Raw genomic sequence first — 19,302 nt, forward strand, 5'->3', positions numbered from 1 at the left:
ACTGCGGCGCGATCGGCACGTCGCCGCCGTCTGCCAGTGTCCCACGACGCAGACCCGTCGGAGCGCTTCACCTCCAGCATGACGGGGACTCCTGCCCAGCCTGCGCTGCTACCGTGGCGAGACCCAGGAACCCGTCAACCGCGGAGGCACCGTGCTCACCATCCCAGGCGCCGTCGTCGGCCCCGCGCTCCGACTGATCCGCGCGAACCGCGCCTTCGTGAGTGAGGCCGGCGCGCGCCGCCGGATCCGGGAACGCACCCTCCGGCCGGCGTCCTACGGCCCGCCCGGCACCCTCCGCAGCGACGTCCGGGTCGACGTCGAACGTTTCGGAGACTGGCCGGTGTACACCGTGTCCCCCACGCGACGACCGGCGATCGGCGGGGTCGTGTACGCGCACGGCGGCGGCTGGGTCGGCGAGATCGCACCGCAGCACTGGACGCTGGCCGCCACCATCGCCGCGGAGACCGGTGCGGTGGTCACGCTGCCGATCTATCCGCTCGTGCCCTACGGCACCGCGGCCGTGGCACAGACCGGTGTCGTCGAGCTGGTCCGGCGCAGCATCGAGCGGCACGGGCCGACCGTCCTCGCGGGCGACTCGGCCGGCGGTCAGATCGCCCTGTCGGCCGCGCTCCGACTCAGAGACGAGGGCGTCGTCCTGCCGATGACCACCCTGTTGTCTCCAGCGCTCGACCTCACCTGGAGCAACCCGCGGATCCCGCTCGTGCAGCCGAGCGACCCCTGGCTGGCGACGCCCGGCGGACGCGTGTTCGCGGAGCACTGGCGCGGCGACCTGGACATCACCGATCCGACCGTGAGCCCCCTGTTCGGCGACCTCGCCGAGCTCGGGCCGCTCACGGTCTTGAGCGGGACCCGCGACGTCCTCAACCCCGACGCCGAGTTGCTCGTCGACCGAGCCGAAGCGGCCGGCGTCACGGTCGACTACCACGAGGGCGCCGGACAGTTCCACGTCTGGGCACTGCTGCCGACCCGCGCCGGACATGCCGCCACGCAGACGATCGTCCACAGCGTCACGCGCGGGCTGCGCTGAGTCGCGCGAAACGGCTCGAGATCGCGGCGGAATCGGACATCTTCGGGCGACTCAGGGCCGGATCGAGACCGAGCTACGCGGTCCGGCGCTTCCGGACCTCGCGCAGGACCATCTGCTCCGGACAGACGGTGGACAGGAAGTCGCCCACCGACAGCGCGAGGCGCTCACCGACGAGTGAGTAGAGGATGCGGTTCGCATCGCGGCGCTCGGAGACGAGGCCGGCCTGGCGCAGGACGCTCAGGTGCCGCGAGATGGTCGGACCGGTGGCGTCGAAGCGTGCGGCGATCTCCCCCGCGGCGAGCTCGCCGTCTTTGAGGTCCTGCAGGATCTGCCGCCGCGTCGGATGAGCGAGCGCGGCGAAGATGTCCGACGCTGTATCTGCCATGTTTGCAATCTAGCACAATTGCGATATACAGTTTCGCTATATTGCTAACAAGCGAAGGAGACAGCATGCGAGTGGCCATCACCGGTGGGACCGGGTTCGTCGGACGACACCTGGCCGAGCGACTGCAGCACGACGGGCACGAGATCGTCGTCGTCTCCCGACGCACCGGCGTGGAGATCGACGACGTCGAGGCGTTGACCGCCGCGTTCGCCGACTGCGACGCGGTCGCGCACTGCGCCGGGATCAACCGGGAGCTCGGCGACCAGACCTTCCAGCGCGTGCACGTCGACGGCACCCGGGCGGTCGTGGACGCGGCCCGTCGCGCCGGCGTCGGTCGCATCGTGCTGGTGAGTTTCCTCCGCGCGCGCCCCGACTGCGGCTCCGGGTACCACGAGACGAAGTGGGCGGCCGAGGAGATCGTGCGGGGCTCGGGCATCGCGCACACCGTCCTCAAGTTCGGCATGATCTACGGCGCAGGCGACCACATGGTCGATCACGTCACCAAGGCCGTCCGCACCTTCCCGGTGTTCGCGACCGTCGGCTACCGCGAGCGCCGCGTGCGTCCGGTGCCGGTCGCGGACGCCGTCGACGTCCTCGTCGCAGCACTCGAGGGCCGGGTGTCGGAGCCGACCGTCGCGGTCATGGGCGCCGAGGAGCTCGAGCTGGGTGCGGCCGTGCGCCGGATCGCGCACGTGGCCGGACGCCGCCCGCTGTACGTCCCGGTCCCCGTGTGGACGATCCGCCTGCTCGCGCGCGCGACGGAACGCCTCATGAAGACGCCGTTGGTGGCGAAGGCGCAGGCGCAGATGCTGGCGGAAGGAGTGAGCGAGGCGGCCCCAGCGGCACCGGAACTCCCCGCGGACCTCCGTCCCTCACGCCGCTTCGACGAGTCCCGGATCCGTGCCGCGCTCCCCGTCGGCCGCTTCACGCTCCACGACCTCCGCCTGCCGCGCTCGTCCCGCTGAGTCGCCCGAAACTGCTCGAAATTCGGGCTGAAACGCACAGATTCGGGCAACTCAGGGCGTCGAGGGCGGGACCGGCCCCGTCGACTCCCGCGCGATGAGCGTCGTCGCGAGCTCGAGGTGATGGGAGAACGGCCGCTCGCCGGCATGCAGGCGGAGGACGGTGTCGACCGCCGCCCGGCCGATGTCGTGCATCGAGGTGTGGACGGTCGTCAGGAGCGGAACGGTCAGCATCGCCGAGTACGTGTCGTCGTAGCCGACCACGCTCACGTCCTCCGGCACGCGGAGACCGGCCTGGACGACCGTGCGGATGACGGCGAAGGCGTCGGCGTCGTTGGTCGCGAACACGGCGGTCGGCGGGTCGTCGAGTGCGAGCATGCGCTCGACCGCCCGCGCCGAGGTGCCCATCCCCTCCTCCGAGACGAGCCCTGGGTCGAGCCTGACACCGGCCGACAAGAGCGCCTCTCGATAGCCGATCGCCCGCGCATGGAGGCCGGGATTCGCCGGATGTCCGCCCACGAAGGCGATCCGCCGATGCCCGAGGCCGACGAGGTGCTCGACCGCCTGCTGACCACCGGCCGCATGGCTCGACCCGATGCTCGCCACCGAGCGGTCGAGCGGATCCGGCGAGTCGACCGCGACGAGCGCAATGCCCGCGTCGAGGCAGGCATCGACGACGTCGGCTGCGATGGGCGTCGTGACGACGATCATGCCGATCGCACCTCGCGCCGCGACGCCGTCGACGAAGCTGCGGTCGAGCGCCACCTCGTCTCCGGTCGCATCCGTGGACCCGAAGCCGGAACCGGGCGACAGCACCCGCGTCACGAGATCGACGTCCGACCGCTGTGCCGCGGCGACCATGCCGTCGAGGACACGGAGGGAGTAGACGCTGTGCAGGGTGTCGAACACGACGTGGATGGTTCGCGGAGCACCGGGGATCGACCGGGGTGTCGGGCGGTACCCGAGCTCACGCACGGCCGTCTCGACCCGGGCACGGGTCGCCTCGGACATGCCCGAACGACCGTTGATCACCTTCGAGACGGTCGCGATCGAGACACCGGCGCGCTCTGCGATCGACGCCAGCGTCGGACCCGTCATTGGTGTGCGTGCCATGGAGCCTCTCCCTCGTCCCGCAGCGGGCAGCCGTCCGACGCGCCCAGCCTAGCGAAACAGTTTCGAATCGACGCGTTGACGACGCGTGGCCGCTCAGCCTACCTTCGGGGTCAGGGCGCACGACGCCGAAAGACTTTCGTCATCCCGATCTGCACTGGAGCACGTCATGACCACCATCCCGTTCACCGGCGACTGGATCGTCCGCGCACCCCGAGGCCCGTTCGCCGCCGTCCAGGGCGGTGCCGACGACTCGCTGGCCGTGACCCTCCCGCACGACGCCCTGCGCGATACCGAGCGCTCGCCGGACGCAGTCGCGAAGGGCGGGGCCGCCTACTTCCCCGCCGGCGCGTTCAGCCAGGTGAAGACCTTCGAGGTCCCCGCCGAGTGGTCCGGTCGCATCGTCCGGCTCGAGATCCAGGGCGCGTTCCGTCACGCGATGGTGTACCTCAACGACGAGTTCGCCGGCAATCGTGCCGACGGCTTCGCGCGCTTCTTCGTCGAGCTCACCCCGTTCCTCCGTTTCGGCGAGACGAACACGCTGCGCATCGAGACCCGCGCAGGGCAGGACTCCCGCTGGTACGCCGGAGCCGGCCTGCACCGCCCGGTCCTCCTGCACGTCGACGAGCCCACGCACGTCGAACCCGACGGTGTCCGCATCACGACGATCCGGATCGAGGACGACCAGGCGGTGCTCGAAGTGGCGACGACCATCGTCAACCGGGGTCTCACCAGGAGCGCGCGCGTCCTCGTGACGGAACTCGCCGGCCCGGACGGGAGCGTGGTGGAGGGCGAGCGCACGCCGGTCACCGTCGCGCCAGGCGGTAGCGCGCTCATCCGCCAGCGCCTGTACGTGCCGGACGCAGCCCTGTGGAGCGTCGACTCGCCGGCACTGTACTCGGCGAGGACCTCGCTCGAGGTCGACGACCGACCCGCCGACGAGGCGGCCGTCGTCCACACGGTCCACGGCATCCGCACGGTCACCGTCGACCCTCGGAAGGGTCTCCGCATCAACGGCGAGCCGGTGCTCCTGCGCGGCGCCTGTGTCCACAGCGACAACGGTCCGCTCGGTGCAGCGTCGATCGCGCGCGCCGAGGAACGGCGTATCCAGCTCCTCAAGGACGCCGGCTTCAACGCGATCCGCGCGGCCCACAATCCGGCGTCGCCCGCCATGCTCGACGCCTGCGACCGCATCGGCATGCTCGTCATGGACGAGGCCTTCGACATGTGGGGCCGGGGCAAGACGGACCACGACTACTCCCTCGACTTCGCGCAGTGGTGGCGGGCCGATCTGGAGTCGATGGTGGCGAAGGACATGAACCATCCGAGCGTGATCATGTACTCGATCGGCAACGAGATCGTCGAGGTCGGCACCCCGCACGGTGCGATCCAGGCGCGGGAACTCGCCGAGCACGTGCGCGCGTTGGATCCGACACGACTCGTGACGAACGGCGTGAACGCGACCCTGGCCGTGCTCGACGATCTGGACGGCATCATGGCGTCGGACCAGGGGTTGAACGAGCTGATGGGCGAAGCGGGCGCGAACATGATGAGCCTCATCGGTTCCTCCGACGCCGTCACGACGCGCACCGAGGAGTCCAGTGCAGCCCTCGACGTCCTCGGTCTCAATTACGCGGACGGCCGCTACGCGAGCGATGCCGAGCGGTTCCCGCACCGCGTGATCGTCGGCTCGGAGACCTTCCCGACGCAGATCGGCGACCTCTGGCCGCTCGTCGAGGTGAACCCGAACGTGATCGGCGACTTCACCTGGACCGGCTGGGACTACCTCGGCGAGGTCGGCATCGGTGCGACCTCCTACGCTGAGGACCCGGAGGCGAACGGCGCACTCGAGCGCGAGTTCCCGTACCTCACCGCGTGGTGCGGCGACTTCGACATCACCGGCTGGCGGCGGCCGGTGTCGTACTACCGGGAGATCGTCTTCGGCCTGCGGTCCGAGCCGGCCATCGCGGTGCTCCGACCGGAACACCACGGGCACACGATCACGATGCAGTCGCCGTGGGCATGGAGCGACTCGGTCGACTCGTGGACGTGGCCCGGTTTCGAGGGCGCGCCGGTGACGGTCGAGGTCGCCGCCGATGCCGACGAGGTGGCCCTACTGCTCGACGGTGTGGAGGTGGCGCGTGGGCCGGTGGGTGGACGCCGGCCGAAGCTCGCCGTGTTCGAGACCGTCTACCGGCCGGGCACGCTCGAGGCGGTCGCGTTCCGCTCGGGCGCGGAGGTCGGACGCACCGCGCTCGTCTCCGCCACCGGCCCGACCAGGCTCGTGGCGACCGCCGACCGGACGACGCTCCGCGCCGACGACACCGATCTCGCCTTCATCGCGATCGAGCTGCGGGACGCGGCCGGCGTCCTGGTCACCGGCGCTGACCGCGAGGTCTCGGTCAGCGTCGCGGGGGCGGGGCGGCTCGCGGGCTTCGGAACCGGCACCCCGAAGACGACCGAGCGCTTCGACGCGACCACGCGCACCACCTTCGACGGACGAGCGCTGGCGATCGTCCGGCCGAGCGGGCCCGGTGCCATCACGGTGACGGTGAGCGGCGCCAGCCTCGACGACGTCGTCGTGGATCTGGAGGCAGCGGCTCGCTGAGTCGCCCGATTCTGCACGGACATCGCCGTATTCCGTGCAGAACGGGGCGACTCAACGCCCCATGGATCTGAGCAGCAGCGAGGCGAGTTCGTAGCGCGCCCGTCCGACCGGCTCGCGAGGGTCATATCCCAGGATCCGGGTGAAGTGCTCGTGCTTGCCCTGCAACGTCGAGTGGTGCATGCCGAGCTCCTGCGCTGCTGACCGCACACTGTCGCCTCGCACCAGCGCGTCGAGCACCCGCACGGCACGATCGTCGAGTGCGGCGAGCGCCGAGACGTCCGGCACCCCAGCGGCGGTGGCGGCCAACTCCCGGACCGCGTCAGCGAGGATACCGAGGTCCGCGATGTCGACGACCCGGTGGGAGGCGTCCGTCATGCTGATGGCCAACTGCGCGTCCGCCCACGATCGCACCAGCTGGGTCGCGACGCCCGGGCGTCCGATCCCGGCGACGCCGTCGACAGTAGACGGTCCCGGCACCGAGTCGGGACCGCTGACGATCGTGGCCCGCAGCACGCCACCGGTGCCGACCGTGAGGGCCGACGGACCGCCGAGCGGGTGCACCGACGGTGACGTCGCGATCACCCGCAGGGTCGAGCCGGAGAGGGACAGTCGTTCGGCGGCCTGCGATCGTTCCGACTCGGAACGGTCGGCATCGAGCAGGATCTGCACCGACGAGTCCGCCTGCGGGTGACGCCGCGACCGCAGCAGGGCCACGGCGAGCGCGAACCGTTCGAGCACGATCGCGTCGTTGGCGTGGGCGACTCCGACGCGTTCCAACCAGACGGACCCGTCACCGGCGACCGTGCGCGTCGGCCAGTCCGCGGGGTCGACGGGCAGGCGGTGGCCGGCAGGATCGACGCGGACGGCGGCCTCGGGCGTACGCGCTCCTGCGGGCACCCCGGCCAGGACGGCTGCTCCGCGGGTGAGCGCCTCGGTGTTCACCCCGCCCGCGACGAGCGCGTCGAAGTAGGCGATGACCTTGAGGCCTTCACTCGCCTCGGGGTCCAAAGCGGTGAGGCGGCCGACGAGTTCCTGCATGGCGTCACTCCGATGTGCCTGTGACGACCCAGCATAGGGAACCGGGCCGTCACGGGCGATGCCCTCAGGGCGCGAGCAGGCGAGCGACCCAGGCGTTCCGGGCGGCGGTCATGGCCCGAGCGAGTTCGGCGTGCGGCGCGAGCATGTCGAATCCGTGGAACCCACCCGGCCACACGTGGAGCTCGGCTTGGACGCCGGCCTGCCAGAGCGACGTCGCGTAGGCGACGTCCTCGTCACGGAAGACCTCTGCACTGCCGCAGTCGATGAAGGCGGGTGGCAGGCCGGTCAGATAGGTTGCGCGTGCCGGGGCGGCATAGATGGAGACGTCGTCGCCTCCGACACGGTCGCCGAGCAGTGCGGTCCAGCCGGTGATGTTGCTGCCCCGGTCCCAGACGCCGACCCCGTCGATCTGCGTGGTCGAGACGGTGGCGTCGCGATCGTCGAGCATCGGGTAGATGAGGACCTGGCCGGCGAGCTCCGGACCGCTCCGATCGCGGGCCAGGAGCGCGACACCAGCGGCGAGCCCTCCACCGGCGCTCGCTCCCGCGATGATGAACCGAGCCGGATCGATGCCGAGTTCCTGCGCGTGCTCCGCCGTCCAGACGAGTGCGGCGTAGCAGTCCTCCACCGGGTACGGGTCGGGGAACTCCGGTGCGAGTCGGTACTCGACGGTGACGACCGTGGCGTCGAGTTCGACGATCCATGGCAGGAACTGGCCGAGCCCCACGAAGCGGTCGCCCATGACCATCCCGCCGCCGTGGGTGTGGAACACTCCGGGGCCGGTGCCGACCTTGCCGGCTCGCGCGAGCACGGAGACGGAGATCTCGGCACCCTCGTACCCGGCGATGGTCAGATCGCGGCGCTCGACCCCGGCCTCGGCGAGCATCTCGTCCACGGGGAGCGAGACCGGCGACGCCTGACGCAGCATCGGGATCATGTCGGCGGTGAGGGTCGAGGGCATCAGATCACCGACGGCGGCGAGGACCGCGGCGAGCTCGGGATCGAAGGGCGGGTGGTTCGCGGTCGCGGTCATGATGAACTCCAATGTCCACAGCGGATGACGGTGTCCCCAGTCTGCTGCTCGCGACGGCCCGACTCACCCGCCGAACGTGCCCGTCTTCCCGGCATCGCACCGCCATCTGGCGGGCTCCGCACGCGCTGAGTCGCCCGATTCTGCACGATCTCAGCCTGATTTCGTGCAGATCCGGGCGAACGAACGCGCCTAGTGCGGGTCGAGGCGGTTGAGCATCGCGACGGTCTGGTCGTACTCGCCGCGGACCTCGGCGTAGCGCAGGAACTTGACGTTCTCGACCTGGATCTCCGTGGCGTCGGGCTGCGACTCGATGAGGCCCATGACCTCGTCGGCGAACGCGTCGAGTGGCATCGCGAAGTCGCTCTCCTCCTGGCCGGGCATGAGCGAAGTGCGGACGGCCGGCGGGACGAGCTCGACGACACGGACGCCCGTGTCCGCCAGCTGGAGGCGGATCGACTCGCTCAGCATGTGGATGGCCGCCTTGCTCGCGTTGTAGGTCGGCGTCACCCGCAGCGGGGTGAAGGCGAGCCCGGACGATACGGTCATGATCGTCGCGTCCGGTCGGCTGCGGAGCTGCTCGATGAACGCACCGATGAGCCGGATGGGCCCGAGGACGTTCGTCGTGATGATCTCCTCGGCGGTCGCGACGAAGTCGGAACCGGTCCAGTCCTCCCCGCGCATGACGCCGGCCATCGTGATGAGCACGTTCATCTCCGGGTGCTCCGCGATGACCTGCTTCGCCGCGGCTTCGATGCTCGCAGGATCTGCTGTGTCGATCCGCACGGTGTGGAGGCCGGGCTCGTCGGCGGCGATCGACTCGAGGAGTTCGGTGCGTCGCCCGCCGATGATGACGGTGTTGCCGGCTGCGTGGAGGCGTCGTGCGAGAGCGAGGCCGATGCCGCTCGTCGCGCCGGGGATGAAGACGGTGTTTCCGGTGATCTGCATGGATCGAGTCTCCGTCGGTGACGACGGCCGCACCAGGGTGCGGCGATCCATGGATCCGCGATCCCTGGATCGCCTGGCCGCGGAGGCGGATACTGGCGGGATGGATCGCCCAGCGCTCGCCGACTTCCTCCTCCGACACCGATCGGCGTTGCAGCCCGCGGACGTCGGTCTGAGCAGCGGACCTCGGCGACGGACGGCCGGGCTCCGACGCGAGGAGGTCGCACAGCTCGCAGCGATGTCGACCGACTACTACGCGCGGCTCGAGCAGCAGCGGGGTCCGCAGCCGAGCACGCAGATGCTGGGTTCGCTCGCGCGGGCGCTCCGATTGAGTGCAGAGGAACGCGACTACCTGTATCGGATCGCCGGACACAACGCGCCGACCCGCCTCGCAGCGACCGACTACGTCGCGCCGGCGCTTCTGCGCGTCCTCGACCGGCTCACCGACGCACCCGCGCTGATCCTGTCGGCGCTCGGCGAGACGCTCGTCCAGAATGACCCGGCCCGGGCGCTGTTCGGCGATGCGAACCGGTACCGGGGCCTGGAACGCAGCGCGATCTACCGCTGGTTCCTGCACCCGGAGGAACGCGAGCGATACCCCGCCGAGGACCGGGACCGGCAGAGTCGAGCGCAGGTCGCGTCGCTGCGTGCGGCCTACGGCTCGTTGGGGGCGCAGTCGCCGGCGGGCGACATCGTCGAGGCCCTCACCGGGCACAGTGAGGAGTTCCGGCGGCTGTGGGCGACGCACGAGGTCGGGCGGCGCTTCGAGGACCACAAGGTGCTCATCCACCCCGAGATCGGCCCCATCGAGCTGGACTGCCAGGCCCTGTTCACCGAGGACCAGTCGCAGGCACTCCTCGTCCTCACGGCCGCGCCTCACACACCGGCGGAGGGCAAGCTCAAGCTCCTCGCCGTGCTCGGGACGCAGACCTTCGAGGGTGCGCGGTAGCGGAAGCGCCGGCCGAACGGTTCAGGCCGTCGGTGCTGTCCGCAGCTTCCGACGCCGGACAGCCCCGCCGATCGCGACGCCGACGACCCCGACGATCACCGGGACGACCAGGCCGAGGACGACGACCGCGAGGAGCGCCAGGACGAAGCTCGGCATCAGCCCGCCGCCGATCAGGTCGACCACGAGTAGCGGGATGAACGCGAGCAGCACGAGCCATGCGAGCCCCGGCTGACGCGACACCGCGAGGATGCCGACCGCGAGCCAGACACCCGCACCCCACAGCAGGAGGCCGAGGGTGAAGCGCCAGGAGTCGTACGCCTGGTACGGCAGGAGTTGCGGACCGGGTGCGGCCAGATCCGGGTTGCCGATCACGACCAGCGAGGCGACCACGAGGCCGAGAGCGGCGAGTACGAGGGCAAAGACACCGAAGACACGCACGGCTACCTCCTAGGGTCACGAATTCGATCAGATGTGGCCCAGCCAACCACACCGAGGGGAGATGTCCCCATTCCCTGCCTGTCGCGCACCGCGTACGTTCGAGGGATGAGCGACGACGGACGCACCGAGACCGGCGAGCAGTCACACACACCAGAGCAGGACAAGCTGCTGATCGAGTGGCTGGAGATCATGCAACCACGCCTCGCACGATTCGGGGACTTCCTCACACCGCGCGAGGTCGTCACCGATTACTCGCGGGACTCGCTCGTCTCCCTCGAGCGGCTCATCCTCCACCGTTGGCCGGACCGCCACGCCTTTGCGCAGGAGCAGGACACCGATTTCAACGACGGTGCCACGCGATACATCGGCGAGACCTACCTGCGGATCGGCGGCGGCGGGTGGTTCGTGAACCACGATCCGAAGTTTTTGTACTCGGGTCGGCTCTGCATCCTGCTCGACGTCGAGATGCCCGTCCCGATCTCGCCGCTCAACCTGATCATCACGATGTTGAGCCGGCGCACCGGCAATGTCCTCACAAGGATCTGGGACGGGCAGACGACGAACGTCACCGAGCGGCGTCTCACCGAACCGGGCTGGGAGCCGACGCGCGAGCCGTTCCCCGGCGCGATCCCGATGTCCCGCTTGAGCTCAGCCCTCACGCCTTCCGTCCGCTGACCCCCAGGGTCTCAGCCACCCACGCGGTCGAACGGCCAGGCGAGATGTGCTGGACTTGCCTGATGACCACACCGCTCGAACGCGCGCTCGTCCTGCAGGCGATGCACGTCCCCGGAAACCCGCTGATCCTGCCGAACGCCTGGGACGTCGCCTCCGCCCGCGCCATCCTGGCGTCCGGCGCCCGCGCGATCGCGACGACGAGTGCCGGGGTCGCCTGGTCGCTCGGGCACCGCGATGGGAACGAGCTGACCCGCGACGTCGCCCTCGATACCGTGCGACGGATTGCATCCGCGGTGCCCGTCCCGCTCACCGCGGACATCGAGGGCGGCTACGGAGAGACACCGGACGAGGTCGCCGGCACGACCGCCTCCTGCATCGACGCGGGCGCCTCCGGGGTGAACCTCGAGGACTCCCTCCGCCCGATCGCGGAACAGGAACGACGGATCGAGGAAGCACGGTCTGCCGCTGACCAGGCCGGGATCCCCCTCTTCATCAATGCCCGGATCGACACGCATCGACTCGGCGACATCGGAGACGACCGTTGGTTCGACGAGACGGTGACGCGTGCCGCTGCGTATGCACGGGCCGGCGCGAGCGGGATCTTCGTGCTCGGTGCCCTCCGAGCCGACACGATCGAGCGGCTCGCCGATGCGACGACGCTGCCGCTCAACGTCGCCTTCGGTCCGGGAACGCTGACGATCAGCGAGCTCGCGAGAGCCGGCGCGAGTCGCATCAGCGCTGGTTCGTCGATCGCGGAAGCCGCTTACAGCCTCGCGCAGCAGTGGGCGACGGCGATGCTCGAGACGCCCGATGCAGCTCCCGCATCACCGCCCACGCTCGGCTGGGCCGCACTGAACCAGCTCATCCGGGACTGAACCCCCGACGGGGTCAGCGGTACGACGACCACACGTCGCGGATCGCCTCGAGCTGTCGGTCGATCGTGAAGCCGGAGATGTCCAGGACGACGTCGACCTCCGGCGGCGATGCGAGCAGGTCGTGCAGCAGATCGAACTCGGCGTCCGTCAGATACGCGGGGCGCGTCGCTGCACGTGCTCGCCGGCCTCACGGACTCGACGGGATCACCGTCGCCGTCGCGCCGTCGATCAGCAGGGCCTGATCGTCGCGGAGCGGGACCAGCGGGTAGTCGTCGGCGTACTGCTCCAGCGTCCGGCTGATGAGCTCCGGCGGGTACGGCGGCAACTGGCCGTCGGCGTGCGGGATCACCGTTCGGTCGATCAGCGCGAGCCCGGCGAATCCGGTGAGTGTCGGGCCGTCGGCAGGGTCGTCCAGGAGCGAGACTGGGGTGGCGTCCGGTCCGGCGATGATCGATCCGGCGCTGGCACCGATGTACGGCAGGCCCGCCCGCACGTGCCTGGTGATCACCGTGTCGTTCCCGGAGCTCCGCAACGCCTCGAGCAGGGCGAAGGTGCTTCCACTCGCGACGTAGACCGCGTCCAGGTCCGCCAGCGTGCGGTCGAGGTCGGCAGGCGCGGTCTCGCGGACGGTGACCCGAACGACCTCGTGGCCGAGGGCCTCCACCGACTCGCGCTCGGCGCGGACGAAGGGAGCCTCGGCGAACGCCACCTGCGCGTCGTCGACGTACCCGAGTCGCAGCCGACGACCCGCCGCATCGGTCGACTCGGCGAGGAACGGCGCCATGGCGCCCGGTTGGCGGGACAGCAGGAGGATCTTCACGGAGACACGCTAGAAGATACCGCCGACACGGCCGCTCCGGCCCTGTACCACCATCACCGCGAATGCGCGGGATTGGACCGGCTCCCGTGGCTGTGCTGGAGTGGACGTATGACATCACCGCAGGTCCTGGACCGGGAACAGGTCCGCGCCGCTGTGGACGTCGAGCAGCTCACCGAGGAACTCGGTGCAGCACTCCGCTCGTACACGGGCGAGGGTGCGCCGCAACGCATCCGCGTCCCGATCAACGACAACCTCACGGCCATGGTCCTCGTGCCCGGTCGCCACGAGGGCATCCCGGCCTACACGGTGAAGGTCCATGCGAAGAACCCGACCGCACGCGAGGCCGTGCACGGGACCATCCTGCTCCACCGCCTGCCCGACGGCGCCCTGTTGTCGATCATGGACAGCGGCTGGCTCACGGCACAACGAACCGCGCTCAGTGCCGCGTACGTCCACGACCACCTGACCGCAGCCGCGACACCGGGACCGGTGGCGATCATCGGAGCCGGCGTCCAAGGGGCGACCTTCGCGCGAGCCCTGCAGCGTCGACGCCCCTCGGTCGGATTCCGGATCCACGACCCGGATGCCGCCCGAGCCGAGTCACTGCGGGCCGAGCTGGGCGAGGGCTCGACGGTCGCGGCGACGGTCGAGCAGGCGTTGACGACGGCGACCTCGGCGATGACAGCGACCTGGGGACGCCGGCCGGTCGCCGAAGCCGCGGCGCTCGCGGCCTGCGAGCACATCACGGTGCTCGGCATGGACGAACCCGGCAAACGCGAGCTTCCCGAGGAGACCCTGGCGGGTGCGACCCGCTACGCCGACGACCCAGCCCTCGTCGAGCCGATCCTGCAGCGACCGACCACACCGATCAGCCTGGTGCTCCGGGGTGAGCGGATCGCCCGGTCCGCGCACGATCGCACCGTCTACCTCGCCGTCGGCCTGCCGATGCAGGACTGCGTCGCAGCCTGGCACGTGCACAACCGGGCGGGGTAGCCTGAACGCAGTGAACCGTTCTTCCTCTCTGTGACCCAGAGGCCTTTCAGCGACACCCGTTCGCTCCTCCCACGAGGGGCGGTGATTTCGTGCGCCCGGAACGGGAGCTCCCTGCGGAGTTCCCCTGCACCCCGGCCCCCATTCGAAACCACTCCGGAAAGAACACCCACGCATGACGTCCATCGACGCTTCCTCCACCCACTCCGACGGCCGCTCGGCGCTTCGCGCGAACTGCGCTGACTGCTTCGCGCTCTGCTGCACCGCCTTCGGGTTCCAACGATCGACCGACTTCCCGATCGACAAACCAGCGGAAACGCCCTGCCTCAATCTGGCGGACGACTTCTCCTGCACCATCCACGAATCCCTGCGTCCGAGAGGGTTCCGCGGGTGCACCGTCTTCGACTGTTTCGGCGCGGGCCAACTCGTGTCGCAGGAGCTCTTCGGCGGCACGAGCTGGCGGGAACGCCCCGACACGAGCGCCGAGATGTTCGCCACGTTCTCCGTCGTCCGACAGCTGCAGGAGATGCGCTGGTACCTCGTCGAAGCCGCCGAGCGGATGGCCTCGCCGGATATCGCCGACCACGCCCACCGCCTCGACAACAGCATCCAGGGGATCATCGGCGGCGGCACCGCCGTCATCCTCGACTGCGACATCGCTTCCCTTCGCGACGAGGTCCGACACGTGCTCGTCGAGGCCAGCGAGGAGGCACGTGGCGGCTACCTCGCGACCGCCGAAGCCGAGCAGCACGACGGCCTGCACCCCTCCGCCGACCTGGCGGGCCGCGATCTGCGAGCACGCCGACTGTGCGGGGCCGACCTCCGCGGTGCGACCCTTATCGCCGCGGACCTCCGCGGCGTCGACCTGTCCGGGGTCGACCTGCTGGGCGCGGACCTTCGAGGCGCGCGCCTCGACGGAGCCGACCTCTCGGACACCCTGTTCCTCACCCAGATGCAGCTCAACGCGGCTCTCGGCGACGAGTCGACGCTCTTGCCGACCACCCTCGACCGACCGGGGCACTGGACGACGGCGAGTCGCGCTTCCTCCCCGACAGATGGGGAGTTGTCCCCGTAGGCCTCGGGCGGCCGTCCCCGATACCGTCGATGACATGATCCGCATGCACCGCACCCTCGCCCTGACCGCCCTCGTCGCAGCGACCGCCGGGATCGCCCTCACCGGCTGCTCGAGCCCGCAGCAAGCCCCCGACGACGCCCTGGCGCTCGGCACGGGTGTGGCCGTCGAGGTCGGGATGGGCGTCGAGATGTCGTTCGCCATCGACGACGTCCGAGAGGGGAAGCTCAGCGACCTCGCCGAGATGGGCGTGCAGTCGACGCCGTCGGACGAGGGGAAGACCCCGTACTTCGTCACCTACTCGGTCACGCTGACGGACGGCGACATCAAGGACGCCGACCGCTCCGCACTTCCCGTGCCGACCACGGACGAATGGAAGCTCAGCGGCACGGGCAGCTACCAGCCCATCAAGGTCCTGGGTCAGTTCGACTGCACTCCGGACGGCAACGCGACGGCCGGGGTGTCCCCCGACGCCCCGCTCGTCGCCTGCCAGGCCTTCCTCGGCGACAAGGACGCCCTGCCCACGGTCATCGAGGTCAAGGACCTCGGCACCTGGGCGACGAAGGACTGAGCTCCCGCGACTCGAGCTGCACCTGCACCGGCGAACGGTCTTCCACCGTGCGCCGGTGCAGGGTAGTGTCTGCCGTGCGATAAGCGAACAGCGTGTTCCATTATCGAATTCTTGACGATGAAGTGAGGAATCGATGCAGTTCCACCACCACGGCTATGTCTCCGGTGATCCGCGCGTCCTGCCCGCAGCGGGCGTCGGTGTCGACCGGCCCGATGACCTCCCGGAGGAGATGGACGTCCTCATCGTGGGCAGCGGGCCGGCCGGCATGATCGCCGCCGCCCAGCTGTCCCGCTTCCCGACGATCACCACGCGGATCGTCGAGCGCCGACCGGGACGCCTCGCGATCGGCCAGGCGGACGGCATCCAGGCGCGCAGCGTCGAGACCTTCGACGCCTTCGGCTTCGCCGAGCGCATCACCGCCGAGGCGTACCGGATCACCGAGATGGCGTTCTGGAAGCCCGACCTCGACGACCCGAGCCGCATCGTCCGCGGCGCACGCCCGCTCGACGACACGACGGGCGTCAGCGAGTACCCGCACCTCATCGTGAACCAGGCTCGCGTGCTCGACTACTTCGCCGAGTACATGGCGAACGCCCCGACCCGGATGCGCCCCGACTACGGGTGGGCGTTCCAGGGACTCGAGATCGACGACGACGCGGAGTACCCGGTCGCGGTCACGCTGCTGGACACGAGCGATGAGTCCTCCGGCGAGAGCAGGACCGTCCGCGCGAAGTACGTCATCGGGGCCGACGGCGCCCGGAGTGCCGTCCGCCAGGCGATCGGCTGCACCTTGGCCGGCGACCAGGCGAACCACGCGTGGGGCGTCATGGACGCCCTCGCGGTCACCGACTTCCCCGACATCCGCACGAAGTGCGCCATCCAGTCGGGTTCCGGCGGCAGCATCCTGCTCATCCCCCGCGAGGGCGGGCACCTGTTCCGCATGTACGTCGATCTCGGCGAGGTGCCGTCGGGCGGCAGCGAGGCCGTGCGGTCGACCTCGATCGAGCAGATCATCGACCACGCGAACACCATCCTGAGCCCCTATCGGCTCGACGTGAAGCACGTCGCCTGGCACAGCGTCTACGAGGTCGGCCATCGCCTGACGGACCGCTTCGACGACGTCCCGCTCGACGAACTCGGCACGCGCACGCCGCGCGTCTTCATCACCGGTGACGCCTGCCACACCCACAGCGCGAAGGCCGGCCAGGGAATGAACGTGTCGATGCAGGACGGGTTCAACCTCGCGTGGAAGCTCGGACATGTGCTCGAGGGCCGCAGCCCGGAGAGTCTGCTCGCGACCTACTCGGCCGAGCGGCAGGTGGTCGCGCAGGACCTCATCGGCTTCGACCGGGAGTGGTCGACGCTCATGGCGAAGCGACCGGAGGAGTTCGCCGACCCGTCCGAGCTCGCCGACTTCTACGTGCGCACCGCGGAGTTCCCGGCCGGCTTCATGACCGAGTACAGCCCGTCGGCGATCGTCGGCGAGGCGACCCACCAGCACCTCGCGAGTGGCTTCCCGATCGGCAAGCGGTTCAAGTCCGCCCTCACCTCGCGCGTCGCGGACGCCAACCACATCCATCTCGGACACCACGCCACGGCCGACGGGCGCTGGCGGATCTACGTCTTCGCGGATGCCGCTTCGCCAGCGTCTGGCCGATCGGCGGAGCTCGCCGCCTGGCTGCAGGACGACCCGGAGTCACCGCTCCGCGCGGTGCCTGACGGCGTGCGGGCCGACGACTGGTTCGACGTGAAGATCGTCTACCAGCAGCGCCACACCGACATCGACCTCGGCACCGTTCCGCCGGTGTTCCTGCCGCGCGTCGGCCCGTTCGACCTCATCGACTACGAGAAGGTCTACGCCCGCCATCCCGACGTCGACATCTTCGCCGGGCGCGGCGTCGACCGAGCGGGTGCCGTCGTCGTCGTGCGTCCGGACCAGTACGTCGCCCACGTGCTCCCGCTCACGGCCACCGCGGAGCTCGCGGCGTTCTTCGACGGCGTGATGGGACGGCAGACGACGCACTCCTGATCGTCAGGCGAGCTCGGCGTCGATGTCGGCGAGGTCCAGGACGAAGCGGTACCGGACGTCGTTGCGGGCGAGCCGGTCGAGCGCCACGTCCACGTCCGCCGCCGGGACGAGCTCGACGTCGGCCGTCACACCGTGAGCGCCGCAGAAGTCCAGCAGGTCCTGCGTCCACCGGTGACCGCCACTGCCCGACGATGTCAGTCGCTTCCGGCCGAGGAGCAGGTCCATCGTCTGGATGGAGATCGGTCCGAGGTAACCGAGCGAGCACAGGGTCCCGTCGAGGTCGAGGACGCGGAGGTACGGTGTGAGGTCGTGCTCCACGGAGACCGTGTCGATGACGAGGTCGAGACTGCCGGCCGCTGCGGCCATCGCCTCGGCGTCGGTCGAGACCACCACTCGGGAGGCCCCGAGCCGCAGCGCGTCGGTCGCCTTGCCCTCGGAGGTGGTGAAGACCGTGACGTCGGCGCCGAGCGCGTGGCCGAGTCGGACGGCGAGGTGCCCCAGACCGCCGAGGCCGACAATGCCGAGCCGCGTCCCCTCCCCCACGCCGTTGGTGCGGAGCGGCTCCCAGACGGTGATGCCGGCGCACATCAGGGGTGCCACACCCGCCGGATCCAGGGAGGCCGGGCGGTGATAGACGAAGCTGTCGCGGACGACATAGCGCCCGGAGTAGCCGCCGAGCGTCGTGCTCCCGTCGATGCGGTCCCGGCCACCGTAGGTGAGGGTCGGGAACTCCAAGCAGGAGTTCTCCTGGCTGCGCAGACACATGGTGCAGGTACCGCACGAGTCGACGATGTTGCCGACGGCGACGGCATCGCCGGGGGCGAAGGACGTCACCTCGGAGCCGACGGCGACGACCTCCCCGACGAACTCGTGTCCGGGCACGAGTCCGGCCGCGGGTCCCGCGGAGGCGAGGGCGTGCAGGTCGCTGTGGCAGACGCCGCAGTGCGTGACCCGCACGTCGACATCGTCCGGGCGGAGGTCGCGGCGATCGATGACGGTCGGTCGGAGGGAGCGGGGAGCAGCGGTGGACATGAGGGCGGTTGTGCGCATGGGCTGATACTACCTACTAGTTGGTAGTGTCGCTACACTCGAGCGATGAACACCGCAGAACAGACTCGTCAGCGCATCCTCGACGCCGCGACCGAGGAGTTCGCCACCCACGGCATCGCCGGCGCACGGGTGGACAGGATCGCCCAGCGTTCGGGCATGAGCAAACCGATGATCTACGCCTACTACGGCGCGAAGGACCAGCTGTTCGACGCCGTCTTCCACGCCCACGTCATCGCGAACGGCGACCGCGTGCCGTTCACCGCCGCCGAGCTCCCCGAGTACGCGGCCCGGCTGTACGACGACTACCTCGCCGATCCGGCGCTCGCCCGCCTCGTCATGTGGAAACGGCTCGAGCGCGAGAGCACCGGCTACCTCTACAGCGGCCTCGAGGACCACGACCTCCGCCACCTCCAAGACATCGAGGCCGAGCAACGAGCCGGGTCGATCCGCGCCGACCTCGACCCGACCGACGTGTGGGCACTGCTCATCTCGACCGCGGCGACCTGGGCCCAGGCGTCCATGACGGTCGTCGCCACGTCCGCCGACGCACCCGAGGTGCACCAGCGCCGGCGCGCGGCACTGGCTGCGATGATCCGCGACGGTCTCTGCGCTCAGGAGTAGCGCGGCGAGGATCAGTACGACGGCGAGCGCCGCGGTGAGCACCGTCGTACCGACCACGAGGAGGGCCACGATCGCGCTCAGCCCCA

At 70.0% G+C, this 19,302-nt stretch carries 19 protein-coding genes; 11 read left to right on the forward strand and 8 right to left on the reverse strand.

The window, feature by feature from the left end:
• The first annotated feature begins 151 nt into the window (after positions 1–151).
• Positions 152–1,048 (forward strand): alpha/beta hydrolase fold domain-containing protein, encoded by an 897-nt coding sequence (locus ACQ3HE_RS10145; RefSeq protein WP_430892563.1) that lies wholly within the window; start codon positions 152–154, stop codon positions 1,046–1,048.
• Between the two features lie 73 nt (positions 1,049–1,121).
• Here ACQ3HE_RS10145 and ACQ3HE_RS10150 read toward each other — a convergent pair whose 3' ends face one another.
• Complete coding sequence (locus ACQ3HE_RS10150) at positions 1,122–1,433, reverse strand: metalloregulator ArsR/SmtB family transcription factor (protein ID WP_064295846.1); 312 nt, start codon at positions 1,431–1,433, stop codon at positions 1,122–1,124.
• Positions 1,434–1,498: 65 nt separating this feature from the next.
• On the opposite strand from ACQ3HE_RS10150, the gene ACQ3HE_RS10155 reads away from it, so the two are divergent.
• The gene (locus ACQ3HE_RS10155) at positions 1,499–2,398 is read left to right on the forward strand and encodes an NAD-dependent epimerase/dehydratase family protein (RefSeq protein WP_124768183.1); all 900 of its coding nucleotides are present in this window, start codon (positions 1,499–1,501) and stop codon (positions 2,396–2,398) included.
• Positions 2,399–2,449: 51 nt separating this feature from the next.
• Here the strand turns inward: ACQ3HE_RS10155 and ACQ3HE_RS10160 are convergent, their stop codons facing one another.
• On the reverse strand, positions 2,450–3,508 hold the full coding sequence (locus ACQ3HE_RS10160) for a LacI family DNA-binding transcriptional regulator (protein WP_430892565.1): 1,059 nt from the start codon (positions 3,506–3,508) through the stop codon (positions 2,450–2,452).
• Positions 3,509–3,674: 166 nt separating this feature from the next.
• On the opposite strand from ACQ3HE_RS10160, the gene ACQ3HE_RS10165 reads away from it, so the two are divergent.
• Positions 3,675–6,113, forward strand: a complete 2,439-nt coding sequence (locus ACQ3HE_RS10165; protein WP_430892567.1) for a glycoside hydrolase family 2 TIM barrel-domain containing protein — start codon at positions 3,675–3,677, stop codon at positions 6,111–6,113.
• A 51-nt stretch (positions 6,114–6,164) separates the two neighbouring features.
• Here the strand turns inward: ACQ3HE_RS10165 and ACQ3HE_RS10170 are convergent, their stop codons facing one another.
• The 3 genes from ACQ3HE_RS10170 to ACQ3HE_RS10180 all read right to left on the reverse strand — a co-directional run bounded on the left by ACQ3HE_RS10170 (position 6,165) and on the right by ACQ3HE_RS10180 (position 9,129).
• Positions 6,165–7,151 (reverse strand): CdaR family protein, encoded by a 987-nt coding sequence (locus tag ACQ3HE_RS10170; RefSeq protein WP_430892569.1) that lies wholly within the window; start codon positions 7,149–7,151, stop codon positions 6,165–6,167.
• Positions 7,152–7,215: 64 nt separating this feature from the next.
• Complete coding sequence (locus ACQ3HE_RS10175; protein WP_430892570.1) at positions 7,216–8,184, reverse strand: alpha/beta hydrolase; 969 nt, start codon at positions 8,182–8,184, stop codon at positions 7,216–7,218.
• Between the two features lie 189 nt (positions 8,185–8,373).
• A complete protein-coding gene (locus ACQ3HE_RS10180) occupies positions 8,374–9,129 on the reverse strand; it encodes an SDR family oxidoreductase (RefSeq protein ID WP_159876953.1) in 756 nt (251 codons plus the stop codon).
• A 100-nt stretch (positions 9,130–9,229) separates the two neighbouring features.
• Between ACQ3HE_RS10180 and ACQ3HE_RS10185 the strand changes: the two genes are divergently transcribed.
• Positions 9,230–10,075: a helix-turn-helix transcriptional regulator gene (locus ACQ3HE_RS10185; protein ID WP_430892572.1), complete on the forward strand. Its 846-nt coding sequence runs from the start codon at positions 9,230–9,232 to the stop codon at positions 10,073–10,075.
• Between the two features lie 21 nt (positions 10,076–10,096).
• On the opposite strand, the gene ACQ3HE_RS10190 is transcribed toward ACQ3HE_RS10185, so the two are convergent.
• A complete protein-coding gene (locus ACQ3HE_RS10190; RefSeq protein WP_079704590.1) occupies positions 10,097–10,513 on the reverse strand; it encodes a hypothetical protein in 417 nt (138 codons plus the stop codon).
• A 105-nt stretch (positions 10,514–10,618) separates the two neighbouring features.
• On the opposite strand from ACQ3HE_RS10190, the gene ACQ3HE_RS10195 reads away from it, so the two are divergent.
• Complete coding sequence (locus ACQ3HE_RS10195; protein WP_430892574.1) at positions 10,619–11,188, forward strand: hypothetical protein; 570 nt, start codon at positions 10,619–10,621, stop codon at positions 11,186–11,188.
• A gap of 62 nt (positions 11,189–11,250) precedes the next feature.
• Positions 11,251–12,063, forward strand: a complete 813-nt coding sequence (locus ACQ3HE_RS10200) for an isocitrate lyase/PEP mutase family protein (protein WP_430892576.1) — start codon at positions 11,251–11,253, stop codon at positions 12,061–12,063.
• A gap of 187 nt (positions 12,064–12,250) precedes the next feature.
• Here ACQ3HE_RS10200 and ACQ3HE_RS10205 read toward each other — a convergent pair whose 3' ends face one another.
• Complete coding sequence (locus ACQ3HE_RS10205) at positions 12,251–12,883, reverse strand: Type 1 glutamine amidotransferase-like domain-containing protein (RefSeq protein ID WP_430892577.1); 633 nt, start codon at positions 12,881–12,883, stop codon at positions 12,251–12,253.
• A gap of 108 nt (positions 12,884–12,991) precedes the next feature.
• On the opposite strand from ACQ3HE_RS10205, the gene ACQ3HE_RS10210 reads away from it, so the two are divergent.
• From ACQ3HE_RS10210 to ACQ3HE_RS10225, 4 genes are all read left to right on the forward strand, one after another.
• Complete coding sequence (locus ACQ3HE_RS10210; RefSeq protein WP_071261383.1) at positions 12,992–13,876, forward strand: hypothetical protein; 885 nt, start codon at positions 12,992–12,994, stop codon at positions 13,874–13,876.
• Between the two features lie 172 nt (positions 13,877–14,048).
• Positions 14,049–14,948 (forward strand): pentapeptide repeat-containing protein, encoded by a 900-nt coding sequence (locus tag ACQ3HE_RS10215; RefSeq protein ID WP_430892579.1) that lies wholly within the window; start codon positions 14,049–14,051, stop codon positions 14,946–14,948.
• Positions 14,949–14,982: 34 nt separating this feature from the next.
• The gene (locus ACQ3HE_RS10220; protein ID WP_430892581.1) at positions 14,983–15,516 is read left to right on the forward strand and encodes a hypothetical protein; all 534 of its coding nucleotides are present in this window, start codon (positions 14,983–14,985) and stop codon (positions 15,514–15,516) included.
• A 133-nt stretch (positions 15,517–15,649) separates the two neighbouring features.
• Positions 15,650–17,545, forward strand: a complete 1,896-nt coding sequence (locus ACQ3HE_RS10225) for an FAD-binding monooxygenase (protein WP_430892582.1) — start codon at positions 15,650–15,652, stop codon at positions 17,543–17,545.
• A 3-nt stretch (positions 17,546–17,548) separates the two neighbouring features.
• Here the strand turns inward: ACQ3HE_RS10225 and ACQ3HE_RS10230 are convergent, their stop codons facing one another.
• Positions 17,549–18,595, reverse strand: coding sequence for an NAD(P)-dependent alcohol dehydrogenase (locus ACQ3HE_RS10230; RefSeq protein WP_430892584.1), 1,047 nt, complete (start codon positions 18,593–18,595; stop codon positions 17,549–17,551).
• A 45-nt stretch (positions 18,596–18,640) separates the two neighbouring features.
• Here ACQ3HE_RS10230 and ACQ3HE_RS10235 point away from each other — a divergent pair, with 45 nt between their 5' ends.
• A complete protein-coding gene (locus ACQ3HE_RS10235) occupies positions 18,641–19,216 on the forward strand; it encodes a TetR/AcrR family transcriptional regulator (RefSeq protein ID WP_430893083.1) in 576 nt (191 codons plus the stop codon).
• Positions 19,217–19,302: the final 86 nt, after the last annotated feature.

It is taken from the genome of Plantibacter auratus (assembly GCF_050587365.1).
GTDB lineage: Bacteria > Actinomycetota > Actinomycetes > Actinomycetales > Microbacteriaceae > Plantibacter > Plantibacter auratus.